31 protein-coding genes, 2 tRNA genes and 1 pseudogene are annotated in these 25,767 nt (G+C 44.7%); 20 read left to right on the forward strand and 14 right to left on the reverse strand.

Going from position 1 to position 25,767, the window contains the following annotated elements; translation table 11 throughout:
- Positions 1-5: 5 nt before the first annotated feature.
- Both T458_RS44610 and T458_RS44615 read right to left on the reverse strand, forming a co-directional pair.
- A complete protein-coding gene (locus tag T458_RS44610) occupies positions 6-1,208 on the reverse strand; it encodes a M24 family metallopeptidase (protein WP_023557589.1) in 1,203 nt (400 codons plus the stop codon).
- 4 nt (positions 1,209-1,212) lie between these two features.
- Positions 1,213-2,565: a M20/M25/M40 family metallo-hydrolase gene (locus T458_RS44615; protein ID WP_023557590.1), complete on the reverse strand. Its 1,353-nt coding sequence runs from the start codon at positions 2,563-2,565 to the stop codon at positions 1,213-1,215.
- Between the two features lie 315 nt (positions 2,566-2,880).
- On the opposite strand from T458_RS44615, the gene T458_RS44620 reads away from it, so the two are divergent.
- The 4 genes from T458_RS44620 to T458_RS56965 all read left to right on the forward strand — a co-directional run bounded on the left by T458_RS44620 (position 2,881) and on the right by T458_RS56965 (position 5,000).
- Entirely contained in the window at positions 2,881-3,024 is a 144-nt protein-coding gene (locus tag T458_RS44620) for a CDGSH iron-sulfur domain-containing protein (protein WP_429848137.1), read from the forward strand.
- 49 nt (positions 3,025-3,073) lie between these two features.
- The gene (locus tag T458_RS44625; protein ID WP_023557592.1) at positions 3,074-3,292 is read left to right on the forward strand and encodes a hypothetical protein; all 219 of its coding nucleotides are present in this window, start codon (positions 3,074-3,076) and stop codon (positions 3,290-3,292) included.
- A gap of 1,076 nt (positions 3,293-4,368) precedes the next feature.
- Positions 4,369-4,644: a hypothetical protein gene (locus T458_RS56560; RefSeq protein ID WP_144083863.1), complete on the forward strand. Its 276-nt coding sequence runs from the start codon at positions 4,369-4,371 to the stop codon at positions 4,642-4,644.
- 152 nt (positions 4,645-4,796) lie between these two features.
- Entirely contained in the window at positions 4,797-5,000 is a 204-nt protein-coding gene (locus tag T458_RS56965) for a hypothetical protein (RefSeq protein ID WP_144083895.1), read from the forward strand.
- Positions 5,001-5,253: 253 nt separating this feature from the next.
- Here the strand turns inward: T458_RS56965 and T458_RS44640 are convergent, their stop codons facing one another.
- The 3 genes from T458_RS44640 to T458_RS44655 all read right to left on the reverse strand — a co-directional run bounded on the left by T458_RS44640 (position 5,254) and on the right by T458_RS44655 (position 9,110).
- Positions 5,254-5,766 (reverse strand): hypothetical protein, encoded by a 513-nt coding sequence (locus tag T458_RS44640; protein ID WP_023557595.1) that lies wholly within the window; start codon positions 5,764-5,766, stop codon positions 5,254-5,256.
- A gap of 683 nt (positions 5,767-6,449) precedes the next feature.
- The gene (locus tag T458_RS44650) at positions 6,450-8,330 is read right to left on the reverse strand and encodes an FtsX-like permease family protein (RefSeq protein WP_023557597.1); all 1,881 of its coding nucleotides are present in this window, start codon (positions 8,328-8,330) and stop codon (positions 6,450-6,452) included.
- Between the two features lie 12 nt (positions 8,331-8,342).
- Positions 8,343-9,110, reverse strand: a complete 768-nt coding sequence (locus T458_RS44655) for an ABC transporter ATP-binding protein (protein ID WP_023557598.1) — start codon at positions 9,108-9,110, stop codon at positions 8,343-8,345.
- Positions 9,111-9,391: 281 nt separating this feature from the next.
- Here T458_RS44655 and T458_RS44665 point away from each other — a divergent pair, with 281 nt between their 5' ends.
- The 3 genes from T458_RS44665 to T458_RS44675 all read left to right on the forward strand — a co-directional run bounded on the left by T458_RS44665 (position 9,392) and on the right by T458_RS44675 (position 10,624).
- Positions 9,392-9,784 (forward strand): hypothetical protein, encoded by a 393-nt coding sequence (locus T458_RS44665; RefSeq protein ID WP_023557600.1) that lies wholly within the window; start codon positions 9,392-9,394, stop codon positions 9,782-9,784.
- Positions 9,785-9,901: 117 nt separating this feature from the next.
- Positions 9,902-10,303: a YkvA family protein gene (locus T458_RS44670; protein ID WP_023557601.1), complete on the forward strand. Its 402-nt coding sequence runs from the start codon at positions 9,902-9,904 to the stop codon at positions 10,301-10,303.
- An 81-nt stretch (positions 10,304-10,384) separates the two neighbouring features.
- On the forward strand, positions 10,385-10,624 hold the full coding sequence (locus tag T458_RS44675) for a hypothetical protein (protein WP_023557602.1): 240 nt from the start codon (positions 10,385-10,387) through the stop codon (positions 10,622-10,624).
- An 84-nt stretch (positions 10,625-10,708) separates the two neighbouring features.
- On the opposite strand, the gene T458_RS44680 is transcribed toward T458_RS44675, so the two are convergent.
- A complete protein-coding gene (locus T458_RS44680; RefSeq protein WP_023557603.1) occupies positions 10,709-10,951 on the reverse strand; it encodes a YbaK/EbsC family protein in 243 nt (80 codons plus the stop codon).
- 46 nt (positions 10,952-10,997) lie between these two features.
- The gene (locus tag T458_RS44685) at positions 10,998-11,582 is read right to left on the reverse strand and encodes an AAA family ATPase (RefSeq protein ID WP_023557604.1); all 585 of its coding nucleotides are present in this window, start codon (positions 11,580-11,582) and stop codon (positions 10,998-11,000) included.
- Between the two features lie 31 nt (positions 11,583-11,613).
- On the opposite strand from T458_RS44685, the gene T458_RS57920 reads away from it, so the two are divergent.
- From T458_RS57920 to lepB (T458_RS0128995), 6 genes are all read left to right on the forward strand, one after another.
- Entirely contained in the window at positions 11,614-11,961 is a 348-nt protein-coding gene (locus T458_RS57920; protein WP_023557606.1) for a tetratricopeptide repeat protein, read from the forward strand.
- Positions 11,962-12,402: 441 nt separating this feature from the next.
- Entirely contained in the window at positions 12,403-12,843 is a 441-nt protein-coding gene (locus T458_RS44700) for a hypothetical protein (RefSeq protein ID WP_023557608.1), read from the forward strand.
- A 63-nt stretch (positions 12,844-12,906) separates the two neighbouring features.
- On the forward strand, positions 12,907-13,152 hold the full coding sequence (lepB, locus tag T458_RS57925; RefSeq protein ID WP_051410083.1) for a signal peptidase I: 246 nt from the start codon (positions 12,907-12,909) through the stop codon (positions 13,150-13,152).
- A gap of 124 nt (positions 13,153-13,276) precedes the next feature.
- Positions 13,277-14,827 (forward strand): IS21 family transposase, encoded by a 1,551-nt coding sequence (gene istA, locus T458_RS44710; RefSeq protein WP_144083896.1) that lies wholly within the window; start codon positions 13,277-13,279, stop codon positions 14,825-14,827.
- A 2-nt stretch (positions 14,828-14,829) separates the two neighbouring features.
- Positions 14,830-15,597 (forward strand): IS21-like element helper ATPase IstB, encoded by a 768-nt coding sequence (gene istB / locus T458_RS44715; RefSeq protein ID WP_023554153.1) that lies wholly within the window; start codon positions 14,830-14,832, stop codon positions 15,595-15,597.
- Positions 15,598-15,621: 24 nt separating this feature from the next.
- Positions 15,622-15,966, forward strand: a complete 345-nt coding sequence (gene lepB, locus T458_RS0128995; RefSeq protein WP_023557611.1) for a signal peptidase I — start codon at positions 15,622-15,624, stop codon at positions 15,964-15,966.
- Positions 15,967-16,066: 100 nt separating this feature from the next.
- Here the strand turns inward: lepB (T458_RS0128995) and T458_RS44720 are convergent, their stop codons facing one another.
- Together T458_RS44720 and T458_RS44725 are read right to left on the reverse strand one after the other, a co-directional pair.
- Positions 16,067-17,284 carry an IS256 family transposase gene (locus tag T458_RS44720; RefSeq protein WP_023555140.1) on the reverse strand — a complete coding sequence of 406 codons (1,218 nt, stop codon included), beginning with the start codon at positions 17,282-17,284 and terminating at the stop codon, positions 16,067-16,069.
- Between the two features lie 149 nt (positions 17,285-17,433).
- Positions 17,434-17,811 carry an ASCH domain-containing protein gene (locus tag T458_RS44725; protein WP_023557612.1) on the reverse strand — a complete coding sequence of 126 codons (378 nt, stop codon included), beginning with the start codon at positions 17,809-17,811 and terminating at the stop codon, positions 17,434-17,436.
- A gap of 200 nt (positions 17,812-18,011) precedes the next feature.
- On the opposite strand from T458_RS44725, the gene T458_RS44730 reads away from it, so the two are divergent.
- The 4 genes and pseudogenes from T458_RS44730 to T458_RS44740 all read left to right on the forward strand — a co-directional run bounded on the left by T458_RS44730 (position 18,012) and on the right by T458_RS44740 (position 21,479).
- On the forward strand, positions 18,012-18,344 hold the full coding sequence (locus T458_RS44730; RefSeq protein ID WP_023555126.1) for a transposase: 333 nt from the start codon (positions 18,012-18,014) through the stop codon (positions 18,342-18,344).
- Positions 18,335-19,264 (forward strand): IS3 family transposase, encoded by a 930-nt coding sequence (locus T458_RS44735; protein ID WP_023555125.1) that lies wholly within the window; start codon positions 18,335-18,337, stop codon positions 19,262-19,264. The genes T458_RS44730 and T458_RS44735 overlap by 10 nt, the downstream gene beginning before the upstream one ends.
- A 632-nt stretch (positions 19,265-19,896) precedes the next feature.
- Positions 19,897-20,142 (forward strand): annotated as a pseudogene (locus T458_RS57930) (helix-turn-helix domain-containing protein); the annotation flags it as partial.
- Positions 20,143-20,384: 242 nt separating this feature from the next.
- Positions 20,385-21,479, forward strand: a complete 1,095-nt coding sequence (locus T458_RS44740) for a site-specific integrase (RefSeq protein ID WP_144083864.1) — start codon at positions 20,385-20,387, stop codon at positions 21,477-21,479.
- Positions 21,480-21,610: 131 nt separating this feature from the next.
- Here T458_RS44740 and T458_RS44745 read toward each other — a convergent pair whose 3' ends face one another.
- The 4 genes from T458_RS44745 to T458_RS0129005 form a co-directional block, all read right to left on the reverse strand.
- Positions 21,611-22,225, reverse strand: coding sequence for a hypothetical protein (locus tag T458_RS44745; RefSeq protein WP_023557614.1), 615 nt, complete (start codon positions 22,223-22,225; stop codon positions 21,611-21,613).
- Between the two features lie 134 nt (positions 22,226-22,359).
- Positions 22,360-22,435: transfer RNA gene (locus tag T458_RS44750), tRNA-Val, on the reverse strand.
- A 44-nt stretch (positions 22,436-22,479) separates the two neighbouring features.
- A tRNA-Ile gene (locus T458_RS44755) sits at positions 22,480-22,556 on the reverse strand.
- Positions 22,557-22,853: 297 nt separating this feature from the next.
- A complete protein-coding gene (locus T458_RS0129005; protein ID WP_031305952.1) occupies positions 22,854-23,444 on the reverse strand; it encodes a phosphatidylglycerophosphatase A family protein in 591 nt (196 codons plus the stop codon).
- Positions 23,445-23,649: 205 nt separating this feature from the next.
- Here T458_RS0129005 and T458_RS44760 point away from each other — a divergent pair, with 205 nt between their 5' ends.
- The gene (locus T458_RS44760) at positions 23,650-24,354 is read left to right on the forward strand and encodes an alpha/beta hydrolase (protein ID WP_023557615.1); all 705 of its coding nucleotides are present in this window, start codon (positions 23,650-23,652) and stop codon (positions 24,352-24,354) included.
- A 2-nt stretch (positions 24,355-24,356) separates the two neighbouring features.
- Here the strand turns inward: T458_RS44760 and T458_RS57255 are convergent, their stop codons facing one another.
- Positions 24,357-24,527 (reverse strand): hypothetical protein, encoded by a 171-nt coding sequence (locus tag T458_RS57255; RefSeq protein WP_171819383.1) that lies wholly within the window; start codon positions 24,525-24,527, stop codon positions 24,357-24,359.
- A gap of 135 nt (positions 24,528-24,662) precedes the next feature.
- Here T458_RS57255 and T458_RS44765 point away from each other — a divergent pair, with 135 nt between their 5' ends.
- Together T458_RS44765 and T458_RS44770 are read left to right on the forward strand one after the other, a co-directional pair.
- The gene (locus T458_RS44765) at positions 24,663-25,169 is read left to right on the forward strand and encodes a 2'-5' RNA ligase family protein (protein WP_023557618.1); all 507 of its coding nucleotides are present in this window, start codon (positions 24,663-24,665) and stop codon (positions 25,167-25,169) included.
- A gap of 76 nt (positions 25,170-25,245) precedes the next feature.
- Complete coding sequence (locus T458_RS44770) at positions 25,246-25,692, forward strand: GNAT family N-acetyltransferase (RefSeq protein ID WP_023557619.1); 447 nt, start codon at positions 25,246-25,248, stop codon at positions 25,690-25,692.
- Positions 25,693-25,767 lie beyond the last annotated feature (75 nt).

Here is a 25,767-nt window from a genome sequence, read left to right on the forward strand (position 1 = left end):
TCCTCCTATGATCCGCAAGCGATGGTGACCAGCTCCAGCTGCCTTTTGCTCAACACTTTCGCTCCCTGCTCGGTAATCAGTACGTTCTCCTCTACGAGAATGCAGGGCAGACCATCGTCTTGAATCACCGTAGGCTCGATGGCGTAAATCTCTCCGACCTGTACCGTCCCTTCGACAGCTGGCCTCGGCGGTGTGCGTCGCGGCCCCAGGATGGTCCCTCCGTCGTGCGTTTCTCTGCCGACCTGATGTCCTGTGGAGTGGCGAATGGTCGGGTAGCCAGCCGCTTCGATTCTCTGGCGTGCTGCGGCATCGACCTCCCAGCCCTGTACGCCCGGCCGGATGAATTGAATCGCTTGTGTAATCGCGTCAATGGCGGTGTCAAAGGCACGCTGGATCTCTTCCGGCGCTTTGGTCTCGTCTGGCTTGAGCAAATACACGGTCCTGGCGATATCCGATACGTAATCGTTGTACTTGAGCGAGAAATCGATGATTACGATATCTCCCGGAATCGTCTTGTGATCACCCGGCTTGCGGTGGGCCAGCCCATTCCGAACCGTACATACCAGCGGCGGATCATGCGGATTGCCCAAACCGTTGGAGAGGCCGCGCTTTTTCATCCCCTGCACGAACAGCTCGCCGATCTCGATTTCCGTCATGCCGCATTTGATTTGAGAGAATACTTCCTCGTAAATCTCGATGGTGTAATCCACCGCTTTTTGAATGCAGGCGATCTCTGCAGGAGATTTCACGCTGCGCAGCTCTTTTAGGATCGCTTCACTCGATACTTCCATTGCCTGCAAGCGCTCTTTGCCTACAAGCTCCTCCAGCCACAGGTATAAGCCAAACGTCAAGCCGTCGCACAGATGATCGTGATGAGAAATATTGAGCGCCAATTTTTGAGGGGACAGCTTTTCCAGCTCCTGCAAAAAGACCTCATCCAGGCTGGAATAATAAGGAATTACCTCAGCGAACAATCCCGTTCCCTCGTAGTTTCCTTTATCGCTCACCGTCGCTATGACCTTATGCTGACCATTGCGATTGATAAAGATGGCTGCTGTATGAAACGAACGGATGCCAAACAGCAGCGGCATGCTTGGGTCTGAGCCTTCTCTCGTCAGAACCAGCCAGGAATCCACCCCCGCCTTTTCCAGCAGGGCTGCGGCGTGGTCCAACTTTTCTTTGGCGATCTGATAGGTTCCCTGTACCACTTGATTACTCCCCTCTCGTCATGTATTGGCTGATTGATTCGTATAAAATCCTGATTCCAAAAAGCAGCGAGTCCAGCGGGATGCGCTCATTTACCCCATGCACCAGCGGAAGCACCTTTTCAAACGTGACATCGGGAAGCATCGGAGAGAAGCCGAATACACGGGAGCGATAAGGCAAGAGATGACGACCGTCACTGCTGCCAGTGGCGATGAAAGGCACTACTTTGCTGCCCTCGATCTGCGCTCGTACTCGCTGATCAAACAACTCGAACAACGGGCTTTCAAAATCCGTTTCGTACCCTTGAGAAAAGCTTTCGATCTGCCAGGAAACAGGCAGGTCTTCTACCAGCTGGGCCAGCTTCTCCTCCACCATCTCTCTTGTCACCCCGGGCAGCAGGCGGCAATCTACACAGATGACGGCCTCTCCTTGTGGCTGTCGGGCCAGCCTGCCCCCCTTCCAGATGGTCGGTGCCATCGTATTTTCGGTCATGGCGCGCAAGACATTTGCCATAAAGGGGCTTACATACGGCTGCAGAAGACGTAATTTTTCTGCAATCGGCGCTGAGATTGCCTCTTCTAGCTCGCAGCTTTGCAGCAATTGATCCAGGAGATAGACCGTGGTCTTCGGCGGTTCCGCCTCCCAGCGAAATTGCGTGATGCGTTGCACCAACTGGGCTGCGGCATGCATGGGTCGGTTGTCTACATAGTAAGGCGTCGATTGACTGTTTGCCACGTGGAAGGTAATTTGGCAGATTCCCTTTTGCCCGGTTTCGCACAAGTAGTGGGGAATGTCATTAACCAGGATTGGAAAACCGCCCCCTTCGCTGATCACATGCTTGTTGCGAAAGAGTTCGCCATGCGTATTCAACAATTCCAGGAGGCCATAGGTGCTGCCGCTTTCTTCGTCTGCAGTGGCGACGAGCAGAATGTCTTTTGCGAACGCGCGATTCTCCCGCTTTAACAGGATGAGCGCCATCAGCTCCATGATGGTCAACTGCTTGGTGTCGATCGTTCCCCGTCCCCAGAGGACATCATCTACAATCTCGCCGGAAAAGGGCCCATGCTCCCAATCCTCTGCGTCTGCCCCGACCACATCCAGGTGAGAGAGCAGAATCAGAGAGCTGCTAGCTGGGGCTTCCAAGGCCTGCGCCACAGGCTGTTGGTAGGAGATAAGAAGATTGGCCCTCCCCTCTGCCGTTTCCTTGATCTCGGTGTGAAGACCGTTCTCGCGGGCGAGTTTTGCCAGATAACGAGCTGCTTCCAACTCATTGCCCGGGGGATTCGTCGTATCGATTTGGATGAGCTTCTGCAGGTAGCTGGCTGCTTCGGCTTTTATGAGGTTCCATTGGATGGACATGGAATCATTCCTTTGTTGTTGGTGGTGCTTGAGCCTGATTTTCATTTCGTTTCTCGAATGTTTGAATTTTTCACAATCTTACCACGAGGTGAAAAAAGGGATGGGTAAAATATTTTACATATATGAAAAGTCTTTTTAGGGGGCTTGTCCAAAAAATGGCAGTAAACTTTTCTCTCGTGGGGAAATATTCTTTCCTAACGCCCTTCCGCACCTAATAAATTGGTAATGATAATAACGAAGGAGGGATACATGGTGGATCAGGAAAAGGTAACGATCAAAATCAACGACAATGGTTCGATTCGCATTACCGGTCCTGTGGATTTAGTGGACGGAGTCGGGGACAAGTATGAGGTGGGAGCATCGTTTTCACTCTGTCGCTGTGGTCAGTCCGAGAAAAAGCCTTTCTGTGATGGGACGCATAAGAAAATCGGGTTTGAGAGCTCGCCTCGGGCGAAATAGGCTTTTCGCGGATAATGGGGCAACCTATCATGGTAAAGGAGGGATATTGATGGTTCATTCAGAAGAGCCGAATAAACGAAGCGAAACAAACGAGGACTTGCAAGCAAGCAGTGACTACGCAGAAGCCTTAGAACAGTCCGGCACAGCTGAAGCAAGTGATGAATTTGGACCTGACATTGGCATTCCTTCGAATTACGAAGCGAATCAAGTTGGGCAAAAGAAGAGTATGTCTGGGTTTGAAGTCAGTAAACATATTGGCAGGTTATAATCCTCGGGTTTCGAGGATTTTTTTATGCATGCGTTTTCCTTTCGTCTTGAGCAGGTATTTTCACTTTCATGTGCAATTTTAATCGTTACCAAAAATGTAGTAGGTGATTCAATTGGCAAGAGTCCCGCCGATTCTAATTTTCTTCCTGAATTTCGTGACAGGTATCCCTGCTGTTTTCGTGTTTATCTTTTCGGGTTTGCTTATCTTTGGATTCGGGCCAATTACATTATCCCACGTGAAAGAACCGCCGATGCCCCCTTATGATTCTGCATCACAACCGATTGAGTCGCAACTAATGGGAATTTTGATTGTACTCTTGTACTGCTGTTTTATTATTTTGGGGAACAAGTGGCTGCTTTCTGACTCCCCGTATACATTTGAATACCGTTTGATTGCATACCTTGGTCTCTTCATCGGGATTTTTGTTGGTTTTAGCTTGGTTGATTAGATTTTGTTAAAGCATAGACGCAGGTTCTCTCCTAACCAGCCACGAATGACACGCCAAGGTAGATTACCCCGTTTCATAAGCCCGAAGACTAGGTAGGAATAGCCTATACTTAAAAAACTGGCTTACCTCCCTTCTTTGCTCTGCTGGAATTCCCTAGAGCATCCAGTTTGCTGAATTGGTTTAATGGTGTTGAAGATATGGAAATTTTAATTCACTAACCAGTTGTATTCTTGATTTGGTCTTGGGCTATTTAACATTTCTAATTCTCGCTGAGTCATTCATTACTACCCTTTTGGATTATTTTGGTTCTTATTAACAAGTTTATCATTTCTAAAAGAATAAAATAAAAACGCACCGTAAAGGTGCACTTTGAACTGTGACCCACAAGATGGACACTTAAAAAAGTGACCCTTTTGTGGGTCATTTGTGTTTTAATCTACCTAATTAGAAAAGAGCGGGGGAAAAATTTATGGGCAAAAAAAGGGGAAGTTCAAAGGTTTTTTCGGAGCATGAAATCAAGCAGCTGGAATCGAATCCAAATGTCTAAAATGTAACGCATAAAAGTATTACTTATGCTCCAGCATTCAAACTAGCTGCGGTTCAAGCATATCTGAGCGGACAAACGCCTATGGAAATCTTTCGTAGCGCAGGTTTTGACGTAGATATCATTGGTCAAGAGAAACCAAAACATTGTTTAAAACGTTGGCGCAAGACTTATACAACTCTTGGAGAGACAGGGCTCCTAGAGGAACAACGAGGGAAAGGGAGTACAGGCAGACCATTAGGAGAAGGGCTATCTACTGCGGAAAAGCTAAAGCGTGCTGAAGCGCGCATCAAGCTGTTAGAGGCGGGGAATGATCTTCTAAAAAAGCTCGAAAAGCAGAAGATGCAGAGGAAACATTGACGCCCTCCGAGAGCTATCAAATGATCAACCAGACGATTCGTCATCACAATCTGAAACGTCTAACACGTTATCTTATGTAAGAATTACCCTGGCTTACTTCCGAAGAGGATCGCCAACTCCGTGAGGAGGCAGATGAACACGACTTCCGACTTATCAAAGACCACTTTGATGCTCTCCGTGAAAAAGCAGGAGCACTAGTGATTAAATTGCGGCTCGAACGTATAGGGATTATTATGAACCATAAAAAGATTCGTCGTTTAATGCGTAAATATACAGCTACGATTCGACGAGCCAATCCTTATCTCAAAATGGCGAAAGCTATATACGAGAGCACCAGACATGCCCTAATCTGTTAAATCGCCAGTTTGACCAAGGGAAACCAGAGAAATTACTGCTCACGGATCTTATATGCACTACGGTAATGGTCAATGCGTCTACCTCCCGGGAGTCAAAGATGGGGCAATTAAACAGATTCTAGCCCACTATCTTTCCTCTTCCTTGGAGCTGTCATTGGTGGATCGTACTCCAGAACATCTCCTTATATGACTTGATGGTAATATCTTCTTCTGTTATAAAATAAATCATTACAACATTCTTTTGTTTATAAATTTAAAACTGCTCTTCAAGTAACTTTTGACCATTTTCATCAAATAATACTATTTTTTCAAGTGTTGAAATATTATCATTACTTTGCAACACAATCATCGCCTTATTAATATCTTCCGATTCTATAATCTCATTGTTTGTAAAGAGAAGTTGAATTTTTTTAGTCTTTTTCAACAAAACTTTCTCATGAATAATCAAGATGACATAAGCTGGTTTTTCATTAAACATTACCGAAATGGGGCCATTGTTCAGTCTGCTCGCCATCTCGGAATGAGTGCTCTTTAAATCCCCATTTTCATTTGTCCATAAAATAAAATAACCTTCTACTGTTGGTGTCTCATAAACAACCATTGTATAATTTTCAAATTGTTTAGTTTCAAGAGGAGTGATTCCATGATCTATTATAAATTCATCCACTTGTTTTTGAGTAGGTCTAAAATATTGGTTTTCCTTGCTATTAGAACACCCATGTAATATTACAATGGTAATCAAAATACTTATAATTATAAATTTCATTTTAACCTCTTCCTTCGACTACCTTACTACCATAAGATTATCTCTACATTACCTTGCCATGTCTTTCATAATCAAGGTCTATAGTATTTTTCAATAATATTTCTTTAGTATCCATTCCAGTCATTTCCTTCTCTCTTTCAAATTGAATTGCTGTTGTAATGGCTAGGGGATACTTCATTTCTCTAATGGTGATCGGATTACTTGTCCTCAGTTATTATTCTCACTGGGTCACATAAAATTACGCTCGACAAGCCCCCTATGAACGGTTTTAATCATGCATGGAAGGACATTTCCGATGGGTACTTTTCACATAGACAGGGCAGTTCGTCCGAGATAAATAAATAAACCGTGTGTTTTGCTAATCAAATACAAATGTTGTAAAATGATCAAAAACTCAATGGTGGAAATCTAATGAGAAAATTGGAAAAATTTATTATTTATTTTTTTAGCTTTATTTTCTTTCCAGCAGGATTAATTATTTGGCTCGTCTCCATGTTTAACCAAAACCAGGAATTTAAAAGTGTTGGAAGAAAAGCCTTATATTTTGCTGCTGCCTCTTTTTGCCTCCAGCTTCTGATCGGTGTCCTTAATTTTATTGTGTACACCAATATTAAATTAGCCTAGTCCTGATTTAGCACCAGCTAAAAAAAGAAAAACCGTCAGGGCAAAACCCTGACGGTTTTTCACGATTCTTTTGGCAAAACGATTCCGCGATAAAGCTGGACGGTGATGTAGTAGTAAATCGCATAGATCACGAGGAAAATCAAGGTTGGCACCCAGATGTTCACGTAAGGGTCGAGCAGAATAAACGAAAACATTTGCATGCCTACCAGGACGTGCGTTAGCCCTACCAAAGCCGGGAAGATGAAAACAAGGAAAAGTTCCTTGTAAATGGAGCCTACCAGCAGCGATTGACGCACACCAATTTTTCTCAGCATACTGTACCGGTCTTTGTCGCGAGTAGCGCCGGACAATATTTTGAACATCAGGCAACTCGCCATCATTGCCAGAAAGGCAATTCCCAAAAAGAAGCCCATGAACATGGTGCCGCTGGTAAAGGCGTACACCCCTTCGTACGTGCTGTATTTGGTAGACAGATATACTTCCCGTTCTTCATCCTGATGCGCTGTTTTGATCCACTGTTCTTGCCGCTGATCCATGGCTTTTAGTTCTGGTTTGTATTTCAAATAATCATCTACTTGGGCAAGCAGCACCTGATGCTCGCTTCCAGAAATCCCCTCATAAGTTGCCCGATCCACGATTTGGACAACTTTCCCTCTCAGCATATCATAGCTGATGATAATATCGCTGGAAATGGCTTGATCCCATTCTTCCGGAACCGCCTCCAAGTTCGGATTCTCATCCGGACGGTCATACATGATGTACGCAGGATGAGGAAGCGGCTCTGTTACTCTTTTTGGCTTGTTTTCAGACGAATAGTTCTCGATGCTGTTGGTCGATATCAATGGCGGATGTGCAAGCAGATCATCCTTTGTGAAGTAGAGCCCTTTCTCGTCCATCTTGTAGCGGTACGTATTCTGCTCGATCACCGTCATTTTGTTCAGCGCCTGATAATCCTCTTCTGCCGGATCATGCAGGGTGATGTCATAGACGTGCTGCGCACTGGAAATCAGATCTACGTTCTGCTGGAAAGCCAATCCCCCTGCCATCGCCCCGACACCGAGTGCTATCAGCATCGCGACCGTGCCAAGCACTTTGGTCAGGTTGTTCACGCGAAAACGAAGCTGGGCAAAGGTAAACGCATTTAATTGACGATCGTTGAGCTTCTGGTTTTTCTTCAGCGCCTGTACAAACACAGGCAGCAGCGACATGAAAATCAGGTACGTTCCGATCGTGGTGGCAAAGGCTCCAACCATCAATCCAAGCACCTGGAGGGCCAAGATCTCAATGAGTGCGAAATAGCCTACAGCGATTAGGAACACTCCGATCAGAGCAACGATAATAGCGCCGATTCCTCTGCGTTTGATTCTATCGTTTTGCTGCTCGGCTCGAATGAGATCCAGTTCTGTTGCCCGTGCCAAGCGGATGGCGTTGATGGTAGAGGTGATCAGGAACAGCACCAGGAAAAATCCCCAGGTCATCCAGAGCGCCGGCACATAAAAAGGGTGATACCCCTCTGGAGAAATCTCCAATAGATTCATCAGCAATTTGCCGATCCCGCTGGACAGAACGACGCCGACGACACTTCCGATACATAAGGAAGCAATCCCCATCATCAATGTATCCCAGAACAGGATCTGGCTGATCTTCCCTTTCTTGGCCCCTAGCACCATGTACATGCCGAGCTCTTTGCGGCGCAGCGACAACAGGAAAGAGTTGGCGTAAATAATATAGAACACGGTGATGAACGCAAGCAGAAATGCCCCAACGTTGAACACGATCTGAATGGATGAAATCACCGAGTTGCCTTTAGTGAAATCCGAATTGAGGGCGAGCGTTTGGAACATATAGAAAATCGAAATAGAGATGACCAGGCCCACCAATAGAACCAGGTAATCCTTCATCATCTTTCGCATACTGGACAACGATAGCTTGAAAAGCATGAAACGTACCTCCTAGTGCACATCTTGTGATGCACCCAGCTCGGCCAGTACATCCAGAATTTGTTTGAAAAAGGATTGACGATCCCCAGTCCTTTGAATCTCGCTATACAGCTTTCCGTCCTGAATGAACAGGATTCGCTTGCAATAACTGGCGGAAAATGCGTCATGCGTCACCATCATGATGGATACCTGATGATTTTCGTTCAGGTCCGTCATCGTTTCGAGCAAGCTTTTGGCATTTTTGGAATCCAACGCGCCAGTCGGCTCATCTGCCAGCAAAATGGCTGGATCATGCACCAACGCACGTGCAGCTGCGGCCCGTTGCTTTTGTCCCCCGGATATTTGCACCGGATACTTTTGTAAAATCTCATCGATTCCGAGTGTTTGTGCCACCCTGTTCACCTTGTTACCGATCTCTTTGGAAGGTACACCCTGGAGAGAAAGTGGCAGCGCGATGTTCTCATAAACCGTCAAGTTTTCCAGCAGGTTGAAGTCCTGAAAAATAAAACCCAGCTTTTGAGAGCGAAAATCCGCCAGTTGGTTCTGTTTCATCTGGGTAATGTTTGTTCCAGCGATTTCAATCAAGCCTTCCGTTGGCCGATCCAGTGTGGAAATGACGTTCAGCAAGGTCGTTTTCCCCGAACCGGACGGTCCCATGATTCCGACGAATTCTCCTTTTCCGATCGTCAGCGATACACCTTTTAGTGCATGCGACTGACTCTCCCCTTTTTTTCCGTATATTTTTTGAACGTTTTTCACATCTAGTACGGACGCACTCATTGATAATCCTCCATTCTATTTCCATGCATTTGACTGTGGTTCTCGTAACGCCTCGTTATTACTGTAACGAAGTTCCAATTCAGTAGCCATTGATCTTCCTTACAGTTTGCTTTCGGTTTTGTAAGGAAAGAAAAAAATAGAAAAGCCATCAGGTGTAATCCTGACGGCTCATCCACACTTATCCTCCATTGCTAGTCAATATACCATTTCATCAAAATTGTAGTAATGCCCTTGTCCCCCTTCAATCTTCCTGCATATTTTGTAAAAGGAGGTGGATAAATATGGCAACAAACCGACCAATTTTTATTGGAGCAAATAGTATTGCCAGGATCGGAGACCGTTTTTTTCTGATTGTTGAGGTTGAAGCAAAAGTACCTGGCGTTGAGATTGACCCGGTATTTGCGGTCCGTATCACCCGTGAACAAGCGCGTAGACTCAGAAATGCAGGTGTGATGCGGACCATTATTCAAAACACACGCCCGCAACCTCGGCCAGGCCTCGATGTTGAATTTAAAGGCGTGCTGTCCGCTAATGGACGTTTTTTCTCAGTCTTTGACGTTGAAAACGCAACCGATATTTCCGTCCTTGTCAGAATCAACAGAGAGCAAGCGCGCAGGCTTATCCGTAATGGAGCACGGATCATCAGAGTTGTCAGAAGACCTTTTACGAATTGACCAAAAGGATGTTAACGTTGACCTGCCAAGATCTTCTCGATCTTGCTGCAGGTTTTTTTATGCAGTTGAATTGAATGCTGCTATACCGTCTGTTACATTACTCTGGAGGTGATTGATTTGAGTGAAGCATCGGCCTTTCAAGTGATAAAAGATAAAGCCAGGAAATTAAAAGTAGAGGCATATGTCTTATATTTCGCCTATAAGGACTCCAGGGTTTCTTGGTATGCCAAACTCTTCGCTATTCTCGTGGTTGCCTATGCTTTCAGCCCGATCGATTTGATACCTGACTTTATCCCGATTCTGGGTTACGTAGATGACATCATTATCGTTCCACTGGGTATATGGTTCGCCCTGAAGCTTATACCGAAAGAGGTGATTCATGATTGCCGAGAAAAAGCTCAAGCGCTTCTCGAGAAAGGCAAGCCGAAGAATTGGATCATGGGTGCAATCTTCATTATCATTTGGATACTCCTGGGCATATGGGTCAGTTGGTACCTCTATACATGGCTTTTTACATAATGGGTGATCTATTTGACTCGTATCCCTACTTTCTTGTCCCGCTCCGATGTGATATGTTCTGACAAAGGAGTGGTTTTTGGTATGGAAAAGCCGGCATACAATAAATCTTTCTATTACACGGTGCCAGAAAGAAATGTCAGTTACATAAAAGACTCGCTAGACATTATGTACATTCCATATTGGATCGAGCAATCTTCCGATACATTGGAACTCGACGAAGGTGTAGTTGCGTTTGTCTTCCCGGACTTACATGGGCGTGTGTACAACTACATAGTCGAGCTTTTTGACGGTCATGGCCGTGAGCTGCCCTACCCCGAGTAGGGGTAGCCCTTAGGATTCCGCTTCCGCTCCCGCTAACCATTAAAAAAACCTCACCGATATAGATGAGGTCAAAGGAGTAAAGTTCTATTTTCTTACGCGAACAACAGTCCCTTGATTAACTTTTAGTAGCTCGTCGACTCTTATTCTCACTAATGAATAAGGTGAGCCTCCGCCCGTATATACAAAATCTAATTCGGTAACTTTTGGGTCAACTACAGCTTCGGCAGCCTCTTCGACGGAATGACAAGACTTGTCCAGACTGAGATGTTCTGCTTTGATATTATTCGAGGCTATATAATCTTTTAATTTCCATTCGAAGTTTTCCATTGTGCTCCCGCTTTCCCTTGGCTTATCTGCTATGTAGGTACGCAATTTAGTCGAAGAAACGAATTTGCTTTATCTGCGTGGTGAGACGATCCTTTATCTTTCTAATCCTCCCTCTATGATCCGGCTGAAGAGTGATAGATAACTTCGAAGCGATTGTTTCTACTACAGCTCCAACCTCCAAGTTATCTGTATCAAGATGATGTCGAAAAACATCGTTAGATAGACCTTCTATACATCGATCGATCTGTTGTGCCGCCCAAGAATTTCTTCCTTCTCCTCTTGTACGTAATCTTTTCAGTAAAACGTCCTTTGAAGCACATAACGTGAAATGGTGAACAGTGACTCCTTCATTCCTGAGCTTGCCCACAATTTCACTGAAGTACTGAGGTTGAACCAGGGTCATCGGTACAATAATGGTGCCGTTGTATTCACTGTTTATGTATTTCAGCATCGAGTAATTCATCTCGCGCCACATCGTGTAATCTTGAAAATCACCTTTGGAAACTTCTTTTGGGATGTTCTTTCTGATATAAAAACCTGCATTTTCGGGATCAAACACAAATGAATGTGGAAGTCTTCTGTGCAATTCAAACGATGTCTGCGTTTTCCCGGAACCAAAAGAGAACTCCAAAATCCTCTATGAATGTGCATCCATTCATGACATGCTCGGCCTGGAAAGAGAGGCTGTTCCCTTTTATGAGAAGGCCATAGCTTTACACACTCTCGAAACAGAAGATCTTCGTGGAGCATATCTGGGACTGGGAAGCACATATCGTTGTATAGGTGAGATTGAGAAATCCATAGCCCTTCTCTGCCAGGGGATATCCTTATTTCCTGACGACTATTCCCTGAAAGTTTTTTTAGCACTTGCGAAATATAACGCAAAGGATTTTGAAGGGTCCGTTCAAATCCTGTTAGACAGCCTAGTAGAAACCTCTAGCTGTAAACATATCCAAAAATACAGCCGTGCGATCCGCTTCTATCGTGACCATTTAGATGAGAAATGGTGATGGAGAAACCACACGATTGATTTTCCAATGATTTGTTAGAATCACCCTATCCGTAAGTAAAGAAGGTTTCCTAAAATGACAAAACAACCTATTTGGGCATGGATCGTAATCGGAATAACGGGCCTGTTCATTCTAAAGTATGGCCTTGCCGTGTTAGCCCTTCCTATCCTCCCCATCCTTTTAGCTGGGTTCGCCACTGATTCCCCTGGCACTCCAGGTTATGTGCCGATTGTAGTCATGATTGTCAGTTACCTCATATTGTTAGGATGGTTATTGCTGCTTATATTCGCAATCCGGTCTGTTGTCAGAGCTAACAAAAAGTAAACGTACTTCGGCATTTATTGCGATTCCTTCACCGTTCAGAACGTCCAACATCGCTTGTTTTTCCTCCTTACATGTTGATTGCATGACCCAATTGGGAATGATTTGGAGGGGTAGGGTTTGAATAAATGGTTGCCACTTGGATTGCTCGTCGTTTTTATCTTCATTTTTTTCACATGGCTGACTCTTCCAACTCCAACAGAAGAGATTGATCTGCAAGATTTCCTTCACACCGATTTTTCCGGGATTAACAAAATGGAAGTCCGTTTCGGTGATGGTAATCGTATGGCAATCGAAGAAGCTTCAACCATCAACACGATTGTAGCTACGTTAAAAGGGATAAGATTGAAAAAGCTACACTCACAATCACCTGAATCTGTTGGTTATTTATACTATATGGATATATCCAGCGATTCCCAAACTGTTCGGTATAGCAAATTCGTTCATGATGAACATGCGACATACCAATCAATTGGCCCCAAATCTAAAGAACTCGATGAACTCATCGTAAAAATGGGTCGAGAAAAAATACCAGGACTATTATCTGGAATCGAGTTTTAGGAACTAGTCACTATTTTAAAGCAACCTTCCATTAGCTTGGAAAAAAACGATAAGGTGATACGAATGAAAACAATCTTCCTCCTGTTATCTGTCTTTTTTGCAAGTCTTGCTTCTGTCCAGCCTGAACATTCCAAGAGTGTCTTTATTTCTGAAGGTGAGAGTATGGCGCCTACCTTGAAAAATAATGATCGTTTTCTTGTTGACAAAACCTACTACGATTCTCATCCTATCCAGCGTGGAGATGTCGTTGTTATTCAGTTAGCAAACAATCGACAGTTCGTGAAAAGGGTCATTGCGTGTAACTGCTAAACTAAATTCAACAGTATCCGCCAAATAGAAATGAACACTTTTTTCTTTCACTTGGTAACCCAGTTAAGCTATGATTACTTGTTCAACATAGCTTGGCTGGGGGATGGGAAAGGTGGAAAAATTACTGTTGTATCTTCAGGTTCATCAATTAAAAGAGCAAGGATTTAAGGTGGCAGCCATCGCAAGGAAATTGGATCTGTCGAGGAACACGGTCTATAAATATCTAGATATGACTTTTGAGGAGGCATCAGATTGGGTCAATTCCCTTGGTAACAGAAGCAAAAAGTTGAATCCCTACCGGGATAGGATTCTCAGTTGGTTACATGAACATCCAGATCTGTCTTCTTCTCAGGTCGAGGACTGGTTAAAGGAGAAATATCCTTCCATTAAGATTGGAGGAAGCACAGTTCGATCCTATGTTAGTGAGCTAAGGGAAATATACCATATTCCGAAAATTGTACATATTCGTGATCACGAAGCAGTGGAGGAGTTGCCAATGGGCCAACAGGCTCAAGTGGATTGGGGAGAAGTCACGGTTAAAAATATGGAAAAAAAGGACGTGAGATTATACTTCATCACTTTTGTTCTCTCCCACTCCCGTTTCAAGTATGTAGAGTGGCAAAGCAGACCCTTTACCACAAGGGATGCAATCAGATGCCATGAAAACGCATTCGTATTTTTCGGAGGAATGCCAGAGGAATTGGTTTATGACCAAGATCACCTGATCACCGTAAGTGAAAATGCAGGAGACATTATCCTGACGAGTGAATTTCAGTCTTATAAGCAAGAACGTGGATTTCGCCTTTATTTATGCCGCAAGGCAGATCCGCAAAGTAAGGGCAAGATAGAAAACGTAGTGAAATTCGTGAAAAGAAACTTTGCCAAACACAGGGTTTTCTCCAATATCGATGCATGGAACGAACGGTCTCTGGCCTGGCTATCACGGACAGGCAATTACAATGTGCACCATACAACAAAAAAGAGACCGGTTGAAGTGCACGCCCTCGAAAAGCAACACTTGAAGCCAGTCTCTCCCCTGCTCTCTTTCGAGAGCAACCGTGGATCCAGTATAACAAGAACTGTCCATAAGGACAATGTGATTAAATATAAATCCAATCGGTACTCCCTTCCTTTAGGGACATACCGTCCAAGGGGAGAGAATCAAGTATTTATCGAGATTCATGAAGAGGAACTGATTGTCAGAGCAACTCCGCAAGGAGAAGTTCTTGCACGACATCGGCTTTGCCACGGAAAAGGAGAGCTTATAAAAAGTAGACAGCACTCACGTGATCGATCTAAAGGGATTCATGCTTATAAGGAGACCATTATCCGCCAATTTCACGATCAAGAAAAAGCAATGCTGTTTATTCATGAGATAAGCGTTCGGTATCCGAGGTATGTACGTGATCATTTGCAAATCGTTCAATATGCCATCACCCATTTCCAACCTGATATTGAGGAAGCCTTGGATGTATGTGTAAAAGACCATTTATGGAGTGCAAATGACCTCCGGGATGTTGCACAGCACCTTTCCCGACTAAAAGATACCAAGCCCTCCTCAGAACCTCGTTTCGATCAAGCAATACCAAGCAACTTCCGCAACCTCTCCGCATTACAAGCCACTTCACCAACGAGGGAAATGGATAAATATTTAAAAATACTAGGGGGCATTTGACGTTGAACAGCACCGTACAGACCATGCAAAATTACTTCCGCCATCTTCGGATGGCGGAGACAGCCAATGAACTGCCTGAATTCCTTCGTAAAGCTGAAAAATTCTCTTGGACCTATCAGGAATTTCTAGAAGAACTCTTAACCTATGAATTGAAACGGAGAGAAGCAAAAAATGCGGAGAGGAGATTGAAATGGGCCAAGTTTCCCTATCAAAAGACCTTGGATGAATTTCAGATCGATGAGCAAAAGTCAATCAGTTCCCGCCAAATCAAACAGTTGAAGGAACTGAATTGGCTAGAACAACAGTACAATCTGATCCTTCTTGGTCCTCCAGGAGTGGGCAAAACCCACATTGCAATTGGACTTGGGTTAGAAGCGATACAAAAGGGTTTTCAAGTTACCTTTTCAACCATGGGAGAGTTGATCCATCTATTGAAAACCCAAGAGTACCTCACAAAATCACAAACGCAGCTTAAAAGAATAAACGAATCCGATTTGGTCATTATTGATGATCTCATGTATATGGCAATGGATCAAAGGGAGGCAAACCTATTTTTCCACCTCATAAACAACCTGTATGAACGAAGTTCAATCATATTAACATCCAACAAAGGACCCGAACAGTGGGGAGAATTAATAGGTGATCAAGGAATTACGACGGCTATATTAGATCGATTGCTTCACAGAGTGGAAGTGATCCAACTAAACGAAGACAGCTACAGAATCAAATACAGGAGCTCTATTTTCGGAGAAAAAAGTGTTCAATCTTAATGAGCAAAAAGTGTTCAAAACTACTTGACGGTTACAATTGCGTTGCCGGGAGAGACAATTGAATATAAAGATGATGTTCTCTACATCAATAAGGAAGCGGTTGACGAACCTTACCTAATCACAGCAAAAAATGAAAGCCAAAAAGAAAATCTCTATCTGACTGAGGATTTCGGCCCTATAACCATCCCCGAAGAAACCATCTTCGTTTTAGGTGATAATCGTCAAAATAGTTTAGACAGCAGAATGATCGGTCCAATTCCTATCGATCAAATAGTTGGCAAGATGAGGGATTGTAAATTATTTTGTGTAAATGGGTTTTTAAGAAATAAAAAGTCACATCGAAGGCTTTACATGGAGGGGCGGGCATGATAGGCTCGTTTGCCATGCGATGCATGTTTTTACAGGGATCGCCCAATCGCAAGATCTCATGCCCGCAGAGGCTCCATGTCAAGCCGGCTCAACCGATGGATCAGGCGGACAGTTCCGCTTGCAATCTGTCTCCAAAATGGATAGCAAGCTGCGATATACATTCTTTCCAACTCCTGACTGGCATAGTCCACTTCTTCGAAGCCTCAATCGTTGCAAGATAGATGATCTTCCGTAGGGCGTCGTCGGTTGGATAGGCAGTTTTCGTTTTGGTTACTTTGCGGAGTTGACGGTGGTATCCCTCAATAATATTTGTGGTATAGATCATCTTACGAATTTCAGCAGGATAGTTAAAATAGGCGGTCAACTCAATCCAGTTATTTTCCCAGGAGCGAATGATAATGGGATATTTTTTCTCCCATCTCTCTTTAAACGTAGCGAAAGCCACCTCGGCTTCTTCTAATGTAAGAGCTTGATAGACTTTCTTTAAGTCTGCCAAGACTAGCTTCTCTTCTTTGAAGGGAACATATTTCATTGAATTACGTATCTGGTGGATGACGCATAGTTGAATCTGGGTTCTCGGGAACGCAGCATTAATTGCCTCTGAAAATCCTGAGAGTCCGTCCTTACACGCGATCAGGATATCTTCTACCCCGCGACTTTTCAACTCCGTACACACATTTAGCCAAAAGCTAGCACTCTCGTGCTCGCCAATCCAGATACCCAAAATGTCCTTATGTCCTGATACTGTAATGCCTAGAACGCTGTATGCTGCTTTATTGATGATCCGATTATCCTGGCGAACTTTAAAATGAATAGCGTCAAGGAATACAATGGGATAAACGCGGTCAAGAGGCCTACATTGCCATTCCGCCACCATTGGCATGATCTTATCCGTTACTTTACTGACCATCGCCGCTGACACTTCAATCCCATATAAATCCTTCATGTGTTCCTCGATGTCTCGCGTAGACATTCCTTTCGCATAGAGAGCAATGATTTGCTCTTCTAAACCATTTGCGGTAGTCTCGTGTTTTTTCACAATATGAGGTTCAAATTCGCCGTTGCGATCGCGAGGCACACGAAGTTCTGTGTTACCAAACTTCGTTTTCACTGTCTTTTTGCTGTAGCCATTTCGACTATTTCCTGTATGGTCACCGTCGGAACTATGCTTGTTGTAGCCTAAGTGATCATCCATTTCGGCTTCAAACAACTGCTGGATCGTGTCACGAAACAGGTCCTTCAGCATCACATGGACGTCCTCGATGGTGCGGCAATCCTTTGCTAATTCTTTGATCGTAAGATCTCTTTTGTCTTGCATAAATGATCATCTCCTTAATGGAAAGTTTAACCATTTACACAAAACTTTTTACGCTCTCCAAGATGACTAACACGTTACCCGCAAATTAATCTGGTCTATATGCATCCACGCTCCGTTTAAAGAGCGTGGATTTTCGTTCCTAATACGAATCACTTTATAAGTCGAAAATGCTCTACAACAATCATTGTGTGGTCGTTTAATTCTACCCCGTCCTTTTTCAGATCATCTTCCCATGCAAAGATATGATCCTTGCGAAAATCTTCATAAGATGAACAGTTTTCGCCTCTTACCGTTTCATCATCAATTTGACCAAATGGAAGTTCATATTTTTTTGTTATTTCAATGGTACACATGTACTTTCCCTTTTTACTAAAAACCTCTATCATTTCTCCTACTTCTGTCGCTTCCGCTGGTAGAGCGTCGTACCAGCATTTCGGTGTGCAGGTTGCTGTTTTCTTTCCCTCCATTATTTGTTCAACCAAGCGTTCATCGTTCTCATCTCGTCCCCAAAATGTTGTTCGTTTCATTTTTTATGCCTCCCCATATGTCTTGTAGCTTCTTCGCTATCTATCATTAATGTACAGTTTCTCTTTTGTTAAAAACAGTGAAACCTTACTACTCCCAGTTGCGTAGACTTCTTAGGTACCTCTTAAGCCCCAAAATTGGATTTGAGTCTCCCCCCCTTATCTTGTTAAGCTGGTATCAGAAGAACAGAGGGGGATTTTTTATGCAACGAAAACGCTATCCAATCGAGTTTAAACAACAGCTGGTTCAAGAAGCCCAAGATGCAGGAAATGCAAGCCAAGTTGCCAGACGGCATGGGATCGATGCGAAAATGTTGTATCGTTGGATACGTGATTCGAAACATGCGGATTGGAAAAACACTCCTGCCGAAGCCAAAGCGGTAACGAGTTATACTCCGAGCCCGGGAGAATTTCGTGAATTGGAAACCGAGAATGATCAACTGAAGAAACTACTTGGAGAAAAGGATTTGGAAATCGCGATCCTCCGTGATCTTGTAAAAAAGGTGAACCCAGCTTATCGGACAAAGTGGAAATAGCCGACAAGTGGATACAGCTGGGGTATACAGCCAAATTGGTGCTACGTATTGTCGGCATCCTTGAAGCAACCTACTACTATCGGAAAAATAAGGCCTCTCAAAAGCCACGGGTTTACCATGGAGGGCGGCCGATCCCTGGTTATTCATTGTCAACGGACGGACAACCTGTCAGTGACGAGCAAATTAAAGAATGGATATCGGAACTGATTGCGGATGAAGAATCTGCTTATGGCTATCGAAAGCTTACGGTCTGCCTGCGGCGAGATCACCAGTTGATCATCAACAAGAAAAAAGTGTACCGCCTGCTGAAAGAAGAAGGACTTTTACAACCACAACGAAAAAAGAATAGTCATCATCCCCGGAGGCTTGCCAATAACCGAGAGATCACCGCTCCGAATCAATTGTGGGAGATGGACGTAAAATACGGATTTATCGCCGGGGAACATCGTTTCTTTTTCCTGATGAGTCTCATTGACGTCTATGATCGAGCGATCGTAGACTATCATTTTGGTTTGTCATGCGAAGGAAAACATGCATCTCAGATTCTTCAAAGAGCTTTGTGGAAACGGCAACAATTCGACAACGAGAATCCCCCTGTTATCCGTACGGATAACGGTCCGCAGTTTATTAGTCATGTATTCGAGGAGGCCTGTCAAAGCTTCCGAACCGTTCACGAACGAATTCCTCCAAAGACGCCAAACAAAAACGCTCACATTGAGTCCTTTCACAGCGTTTTGGAGAAAGAATGTTTGCAGCGGAATGAATTTCAGAGCTATCAAGAAGCCTATGAAACCGTGACAAACTATCTGCTCTTTTACAATCAGCGCCGGATTCACGGAAGCTTGTACGATTTATCACCTGTAGAATTTGGTAAAGCTTTTACCCTGCAACGCATTACACCATTTGTTGTGAAAGTGTAGTGTGGCAAAGGATTGCAGAACGATCCCTACTTCAACCTAGCTGACAAGCAGAAAGGAAACCGTCTGGGGTCAAGTGATCTCCTTGACGCTAGACGGTTTCCTTTCTAGACTCCGACTCCAAGGTGGTTGAAGTAGGGAAGAAGGAAGAATCATATGAAAATGCGAGAATAAGGGAGAAAGACTCTAATTTTGAGGGGTTAAACCGCTCTTTTGTTATGTTTTTGTCGATTAACATTTTCCACAGTGGGTTAAATGTAAACACTATTGTATACCTCCCTATTATTAAGCAAACCTTGTCGGTGTAAATGTTTGATAGTCATTCCTGCTAGTCTACGATGTTATCTGCTCTGCCTTGGGGTGGGCTGATAATACGGCCCTGAACTTAGGAGAAATAGGTCAGCAGAAACGACATATTACCTAGCAAGAATCCCGCTGATCATGAAAGTTTCAGCGGGATTCTCTGGGTATCAGCGTTAAGTAAACTTGTGCTTGCTCATCATATGGGAACCTAGCATCTTTAATGCCTCAATCATAGCAGCGCCCCCATTTCTGCGTTGCCCAGTACTTCGTCAGCCTTTTGTAACCTCTCATAAAGCAGTTGCAAAAGTTCCTCTAAAGCACTTACAACCAGAAACTTAGTTGCTTTGTCCGGCATATCTCAGTCTTATATATCTCATGTCGAGAGTGGCAGAAAAGGCATACCCTCCCCAGACATACTGAAAAAACTCTCTACAGCACTCGAAGTACCCTATATTGAAATGATGGATATGGCAGGGTTACTACCTGAAGAAATTAAAGAAAGTGAGGAATACAAAAGGGTTACCCATTTAAAGAAACTCTCAGAAGATTATATTGAAGCAACCGTACGACTGGACTAGATCAGCAGCTAGAAGAAAGCAATAAGGCAGTAGAAGAATCGCAATTTGAAATACAATCACTTGAAGCGTATTACAAGAACCCAGCACTTGATCTACTTGATTTCCTTAACTTCCCATTCATTACTTACAAAGATTAACAGCTTACTGCGGAAGACCGACAGCGAATTATGGACATGCTCCGATTAATGTTTCCTGATCGCAAATAGAAGCTACAGATCAATTAATAATGGGAGGTTCTATATATGGCGAGTGTTCAAAAACGTGGCGAAAATTCGTGGCTTCTTGTCGTGGAAGCGGGCTGCGATGCTAACGGCAAACGAATAAAAAAGACTAAGACTGTAAAGGGCATGGGCAAACGGGAAGCAGAAAAGGAATTGGCCAAGTTCGTTACAGAAGTCGAAGTAGGACAGTATATCGCCCCAGAAAAAATGACATTCTCGGCTTTCGTGGACGAATGGCTAGAGAAATATGCCAGAAATGAACTAAGCCCCAAGACCCTGGAGAATTACATCATTCAAATTAACAATAGGCTGATTCCTGAGTTTGGACATTTGCGACTTGATCAAATCAAACCGCTGCACATTGTTACTTTTCTAAAGAACTTACAGCAAGTCGGAGGGAGGAAAGACGGGAAAGAAGGAAAGCTATCATCTGGAATGATCGAATACATCCATAGGGTATTAAAAAACGTATTCAACAGGGCTGTAGATTGGAAGGTTATCAAAACAAGCCCAATGGAGGGGATAAAGAAACCGAAAGTAGAACAGGCTGAAATGTCTGTATTCGATGATGAAGAAGTACAGCGACTGTTTCTAGCATTGGAAAAAGAAAAAATAATGTGGCGTGTCATGATTACTTTGGCCCTGACAACGGGCTTACGCCGTGGCGAACTTCTAGGCCTTGAGTGGAAGCATATTGACCTAGAAACTGGAACAATCGACGTGAAGCAATCATTATCTTTTGTGAAAGAAATCGGATATCAGATTAAAGAACCAAAAACAAAAAATTCAGTACGGAAGGTTGCAATGCCGCCTTCGGTAATCCACGAAGTAAAGGCGTTAAAAATACAATCAGCAAAAGAACGTATGCAATCAGGTGAATTATGGCAAGGCGGGGAACACTTTTTTGTATTTTCCTCATGGAACGGTAAACCGCTATATCCATCCAGTGTAAAAACGTGGTGGAGTAGATTCATTAAGCGAAATTCCCTGCGGTACATCCGTTTTCACGATCTTCGGCATACATCAGCCACAGTTCTGATTAACAAAGGGGTTCACGCAAAAATCATTTCGGAACGTCTTGGCCATGCCAATATCCTAACTACAATGAATATTTAAGGGCACGCCCTACGGTCAGCTGACCAGGAGGCGGCAAAGCATTTTGATTCCCTTTTTGACACTTCTTCAAAGAATATGAAGGCTTAAGCAGTAAAACGGCAGCATAGAACCCCCCGTTCTAGGCTGCCTTTTTAGTTTGTATCTCGAAGTTGATTTGTTAATTCTCTTCTTGCTTGTCCTCGCACAATTCGCTTTACCTTATCAACAGTCTTATAAAACTTTTCCTTACTTCTTTTTTTAAAACCGCATCCAACACAGTACCAAACATATTTTCCCCACAATGCAGTTCCCCAGAAATCGCTCTTTTCATACAGTTCAGTATCACATTTTGGACAGAGCGGTGGCGATTGGACGTCAATTTTAGATATGCTACTCTCGGCTGTTTCCTCTGAAATCCCTCTGCTAAAAAGATTCTTGGCATACCTGACACGCCAATTAACTCCAAAATGCTCTTCACTACCTACGTCTGTCCATGCCCTTGCTGGCCTCACTACAGCAAATAAGGTAGTACTAAAATTTTCCTCTTCAAGAGACCTAGCCCGCTTGACGATAATCCAGGAAATTCCTATCATAGCCAGTAATAAACCAGAAACCCACCAAGCCCACACTGGGATTTCCCATTCTCCGTTTTGTAAATATATAATTAAGCCGGCTACAGGAGGTAGTGCTAATATTACCGGAATAAAAATCTTTGCCAATAACCCTGTAGCTATGCTCGTCAATAATTTAATGGCCCATTCTTTCATTTGTTTCTCCAATCTAATTATTTTCGTCAACAATCCGTCAACAACACCCTAATAAGCATCCTGTACCAACAGCTTTTGAATGTCTGTTTCATCAAAAAACCCCTTGATTATCAAGGGGTTTTTATACGCTGTTATGGTGATCCGGACTGGGTTCGAACCAGCGACCCCCACCCTGTCAAGATGGTGCTCTCCCAACTGAGCTACCGGATCATGGGATATGTATGTGACCTTTAACCATCTATGTACTCGTTAAATGGTGGGCCCTGTAGGACTCGAACCTACGACCAATCGGTTATGAGCCGACCGCTCTGACCAACTGAGCTAAGGGCCCGAATCGCACCGGACGTCGATCACATGTATTACTATACATGATCCAAAAAACGATTTCAAGAGGAAAAAACGATTTTTTGTAAATTTTTTCACTCCCACCAAAAGAACCGCTTTCCACCTCTCATTTTTCCTAGAAACCTGCACGCAAGTGCAGCAAAAAAGGAGCCATCTTGCAAGTCTCCCCATCCCGAACCACCACATAAGCGATGCCCCGAATAAAGCCCCTTGCAAAATAACTCCCTCTTATCTTCTTTCCCTACCTAACTTAGCACGCAAGTGCTGTCGCTACCTACTCACCCTACCCAGCCTGCTCCCCCCCACCCTTCTTCCCTTCCACCCGAATCTCCGCCAACGCTTCGGCCTCAGCCCTAGCCACCGCAGCCTCCTGCTCATCCCTCATCCGATGCGCCATCCGGCTGGACGCATTGGCCGCCACACTCGCCACCAGATCATCTAAAAAGGTATGCACCTGACCATCCTCGGCCAGCGTCGTATCCAGCTTATTAATAACCCCGATCTTATGCTTATCCAAATGACCGAAGGTCGTCACCGCAATACTTCCATAGGCAAACACCGACCCGATCGCGAGCGTCTCGTCACACCCAAACAATCCTTCATCCTGCGCGATAATCGACTGAAGCGGCTCAGACAGCATTCCCTTCTCCGCCAACGTATCCAACTCGATACCGACGAGAATGGCATGCTGCATCTCCCGCTTTTCCAATACAGCCTTCACGCTCTCGATGCACGGTTCCAGCGTCAGCTCAGGGTGATACGGCGCTTGCATCTCATATACAATCTCAGCTATATCCTTTATGGTCACTCCCCTCTCCTCCAGACGAGCGAGGGCAGCGTTTCGAACTTCTATACTGTGTACTTGTTTTTTCATGACGGGACAACCCCTTCCAAAACCATACTTGTGAAGTCGTTCTTTACCATATTATCATACGATAGTAAAATTGCGACAAATTTGAACAAATCATCTCCGCACGTCCCCAACTCCCAGGTGACTCCATACAAAAGGTATGGAAACGCTGATTGCTCCTGTATAATAAGCACCAAAAGCAGAAACATCCCGAAGGGAGGACATCATCTTGCCGCTTGAGGAAATTGTCTTGGACAGCCGGCATCTTGGAACGCCGGAGACCCTGATCGCCTATACACCGCAGCGCTATTCGCCGCTCTACTCCTATCCCGTCCTCTACGTCCAGGATGGGGCCGATTACCTTTCTTTGGGCAAAATGGCCACCATGCTGGACGAACTAATTTTGCAAAAAGAACTGCCCGATCTCATCGCGGTCTTTTTGCCAGTAACAAAAGAAAAACGAACTTCCCGCTACCATCCCGACGGTGCCGAACATATTGCCTACCGCCGCTTTTTGGCTGAAGAAGTCGTCCGATACATCGACAGCCGCTACTCGACGCATCCGCTTGGGAATGGCAGGACATTGGTCGGGGCTTCCCTCGGGGGTGTCGTTTCCCTATTTACCGCCCTGGCGTATCCCCATACGTTTGGGCAGGTAGCCAGCCAATCCATTGCCATGGACCCAAATTTGAACCAACGCGTGTCCCAAGCCGACCTGACCGTTCCTCTCTCCTTGTATTTGCAGATCGGCACCGACGAGACCGCAGTAGAAAGCTCGAGAGGACCACTCGACCTGGTCGCTTCCAATGAGGAGCTTCGCGCTATTTTGCAAACAAAAATGGTCACCCTGGTCTATGAGACCTTTGAGGGCGACCACACGTGGGGCCACTGGCAAGCCCATCTTCCCCGTATGCTGCAGAAGCTTTTAGGGTAAACTTACCGTGTCTGCTCTTCTTGCGGACTTTTCTCTTTGACGGGTGTGACCAGAACCTCTTCGAACTCTACCTTGCGAATAATGGACAAGATGGTGAAGGTAAGTACGGACAACAGGAGCAGGACGAGAAAAATGAAAGTGATCATCATGGCTACATGCAAAACGAACGCCACCTCCTTACCTTCTCAGTCTCTCCTGCCGACCGCATTCTATACGGACCCAAGCGTAACATTACACAAATGACGAATTTTCTGTTAAAATACAGGCATGCTAGAAGCTCATGAGAGAGCAAAGGAGGAGTGGTTCTGATGAAATACAGTATTGTCGTTTTCCCATCCAGCAAAGTTCAGGAAGTAGCCAACTCATACCGGAAACGTTACGACCCTGCGTATTCATTGATACCGCCATACATCCGGCTGAAAGAAGCCTTCGAATTGGACGAATCCAAGCTGCCCTTGCTGGTTGAACACCTGGAACAGGTAGCCGCTTCTACCCATCCCTTTACCGCTCAATTCCACCGTGTCTCTACCTTCCACCCGACGAATAATGTCATCTTTCTAGCGGTGCAAAACAAGGAGCCTTTCACCGAGCTGCACCAAAAGATCGTGAAAAATGTCAATGAAAAAGAAACCTATGCATTCGTTCCGCATCTGACCATCGGGCGCGATCTGTCCGACGATGAGCTGCGTGACGTAACAGGGCAATTGAGCATGGTCAAGTTTGATCTCACCGCAGAAGTGGATCGCTTCCACCTGGTCTACCAGCTCGAAGATGGTATTTGGAGTGTCTACCAGACCTTCCTTCTGAAAAAATAAGTGAATCCCGCAACTGCCCCTCCCCGCAGTCCACGCAGGGAGGGGCTTTTGATCGCATAAAGGACGTGTTATTTTGATGAAATCCCTCTACCAGATCCAAACCGTACAATCTGAAAAAGAAATGGCGGACGCCATGTCTGTCCGCAAAATCGTCTTCATCGAGGAACAGGAAGTGCCGGAAGACCTTGAGATCGACGAGCATGACACACCAGAGAGCGGTACGATTCATTTTGTCGCCTATCGGGGGGAGGAGCCCGTGGGAGCGAGCCGCCTTCGTCCATATGCTCCTGGAGTCGGAAAAGTAGAGCGTGTCGCCGTCAGCAAAACAGAGCGCGGGACAGGCTTGGGCCGACAAATCATGTTGGCTATGGAAGAATCCGCAAAAAAACATGGCTTTCACACCCTCAAGCTCAATGCGCAAACGCATGCCCAACGCTTTTATGAAAAGCTTGGCTATGAGCCCCACGGAGATGTGTTTGACGAAGCCGGTATTGAACACATTGCAATGGTAAAATCATTGTAGGCCATATTCTTGCATACAAAACCCCCGTCGCTGCCGTGATCCCTGGCGACGGGGGTTTTCCTTTCCCACCAAAAA

Origin of the sequence: Brevibacillus panacihumi W25 (genome assembly GCF_000503775.1) — a bacterium.
Lineage (GTDB): Bacteria > Bacillota > Bacilli > Brevibacillales > Brevibacillaceae > Brevibacillus > Brevibacillus panacihumi_A.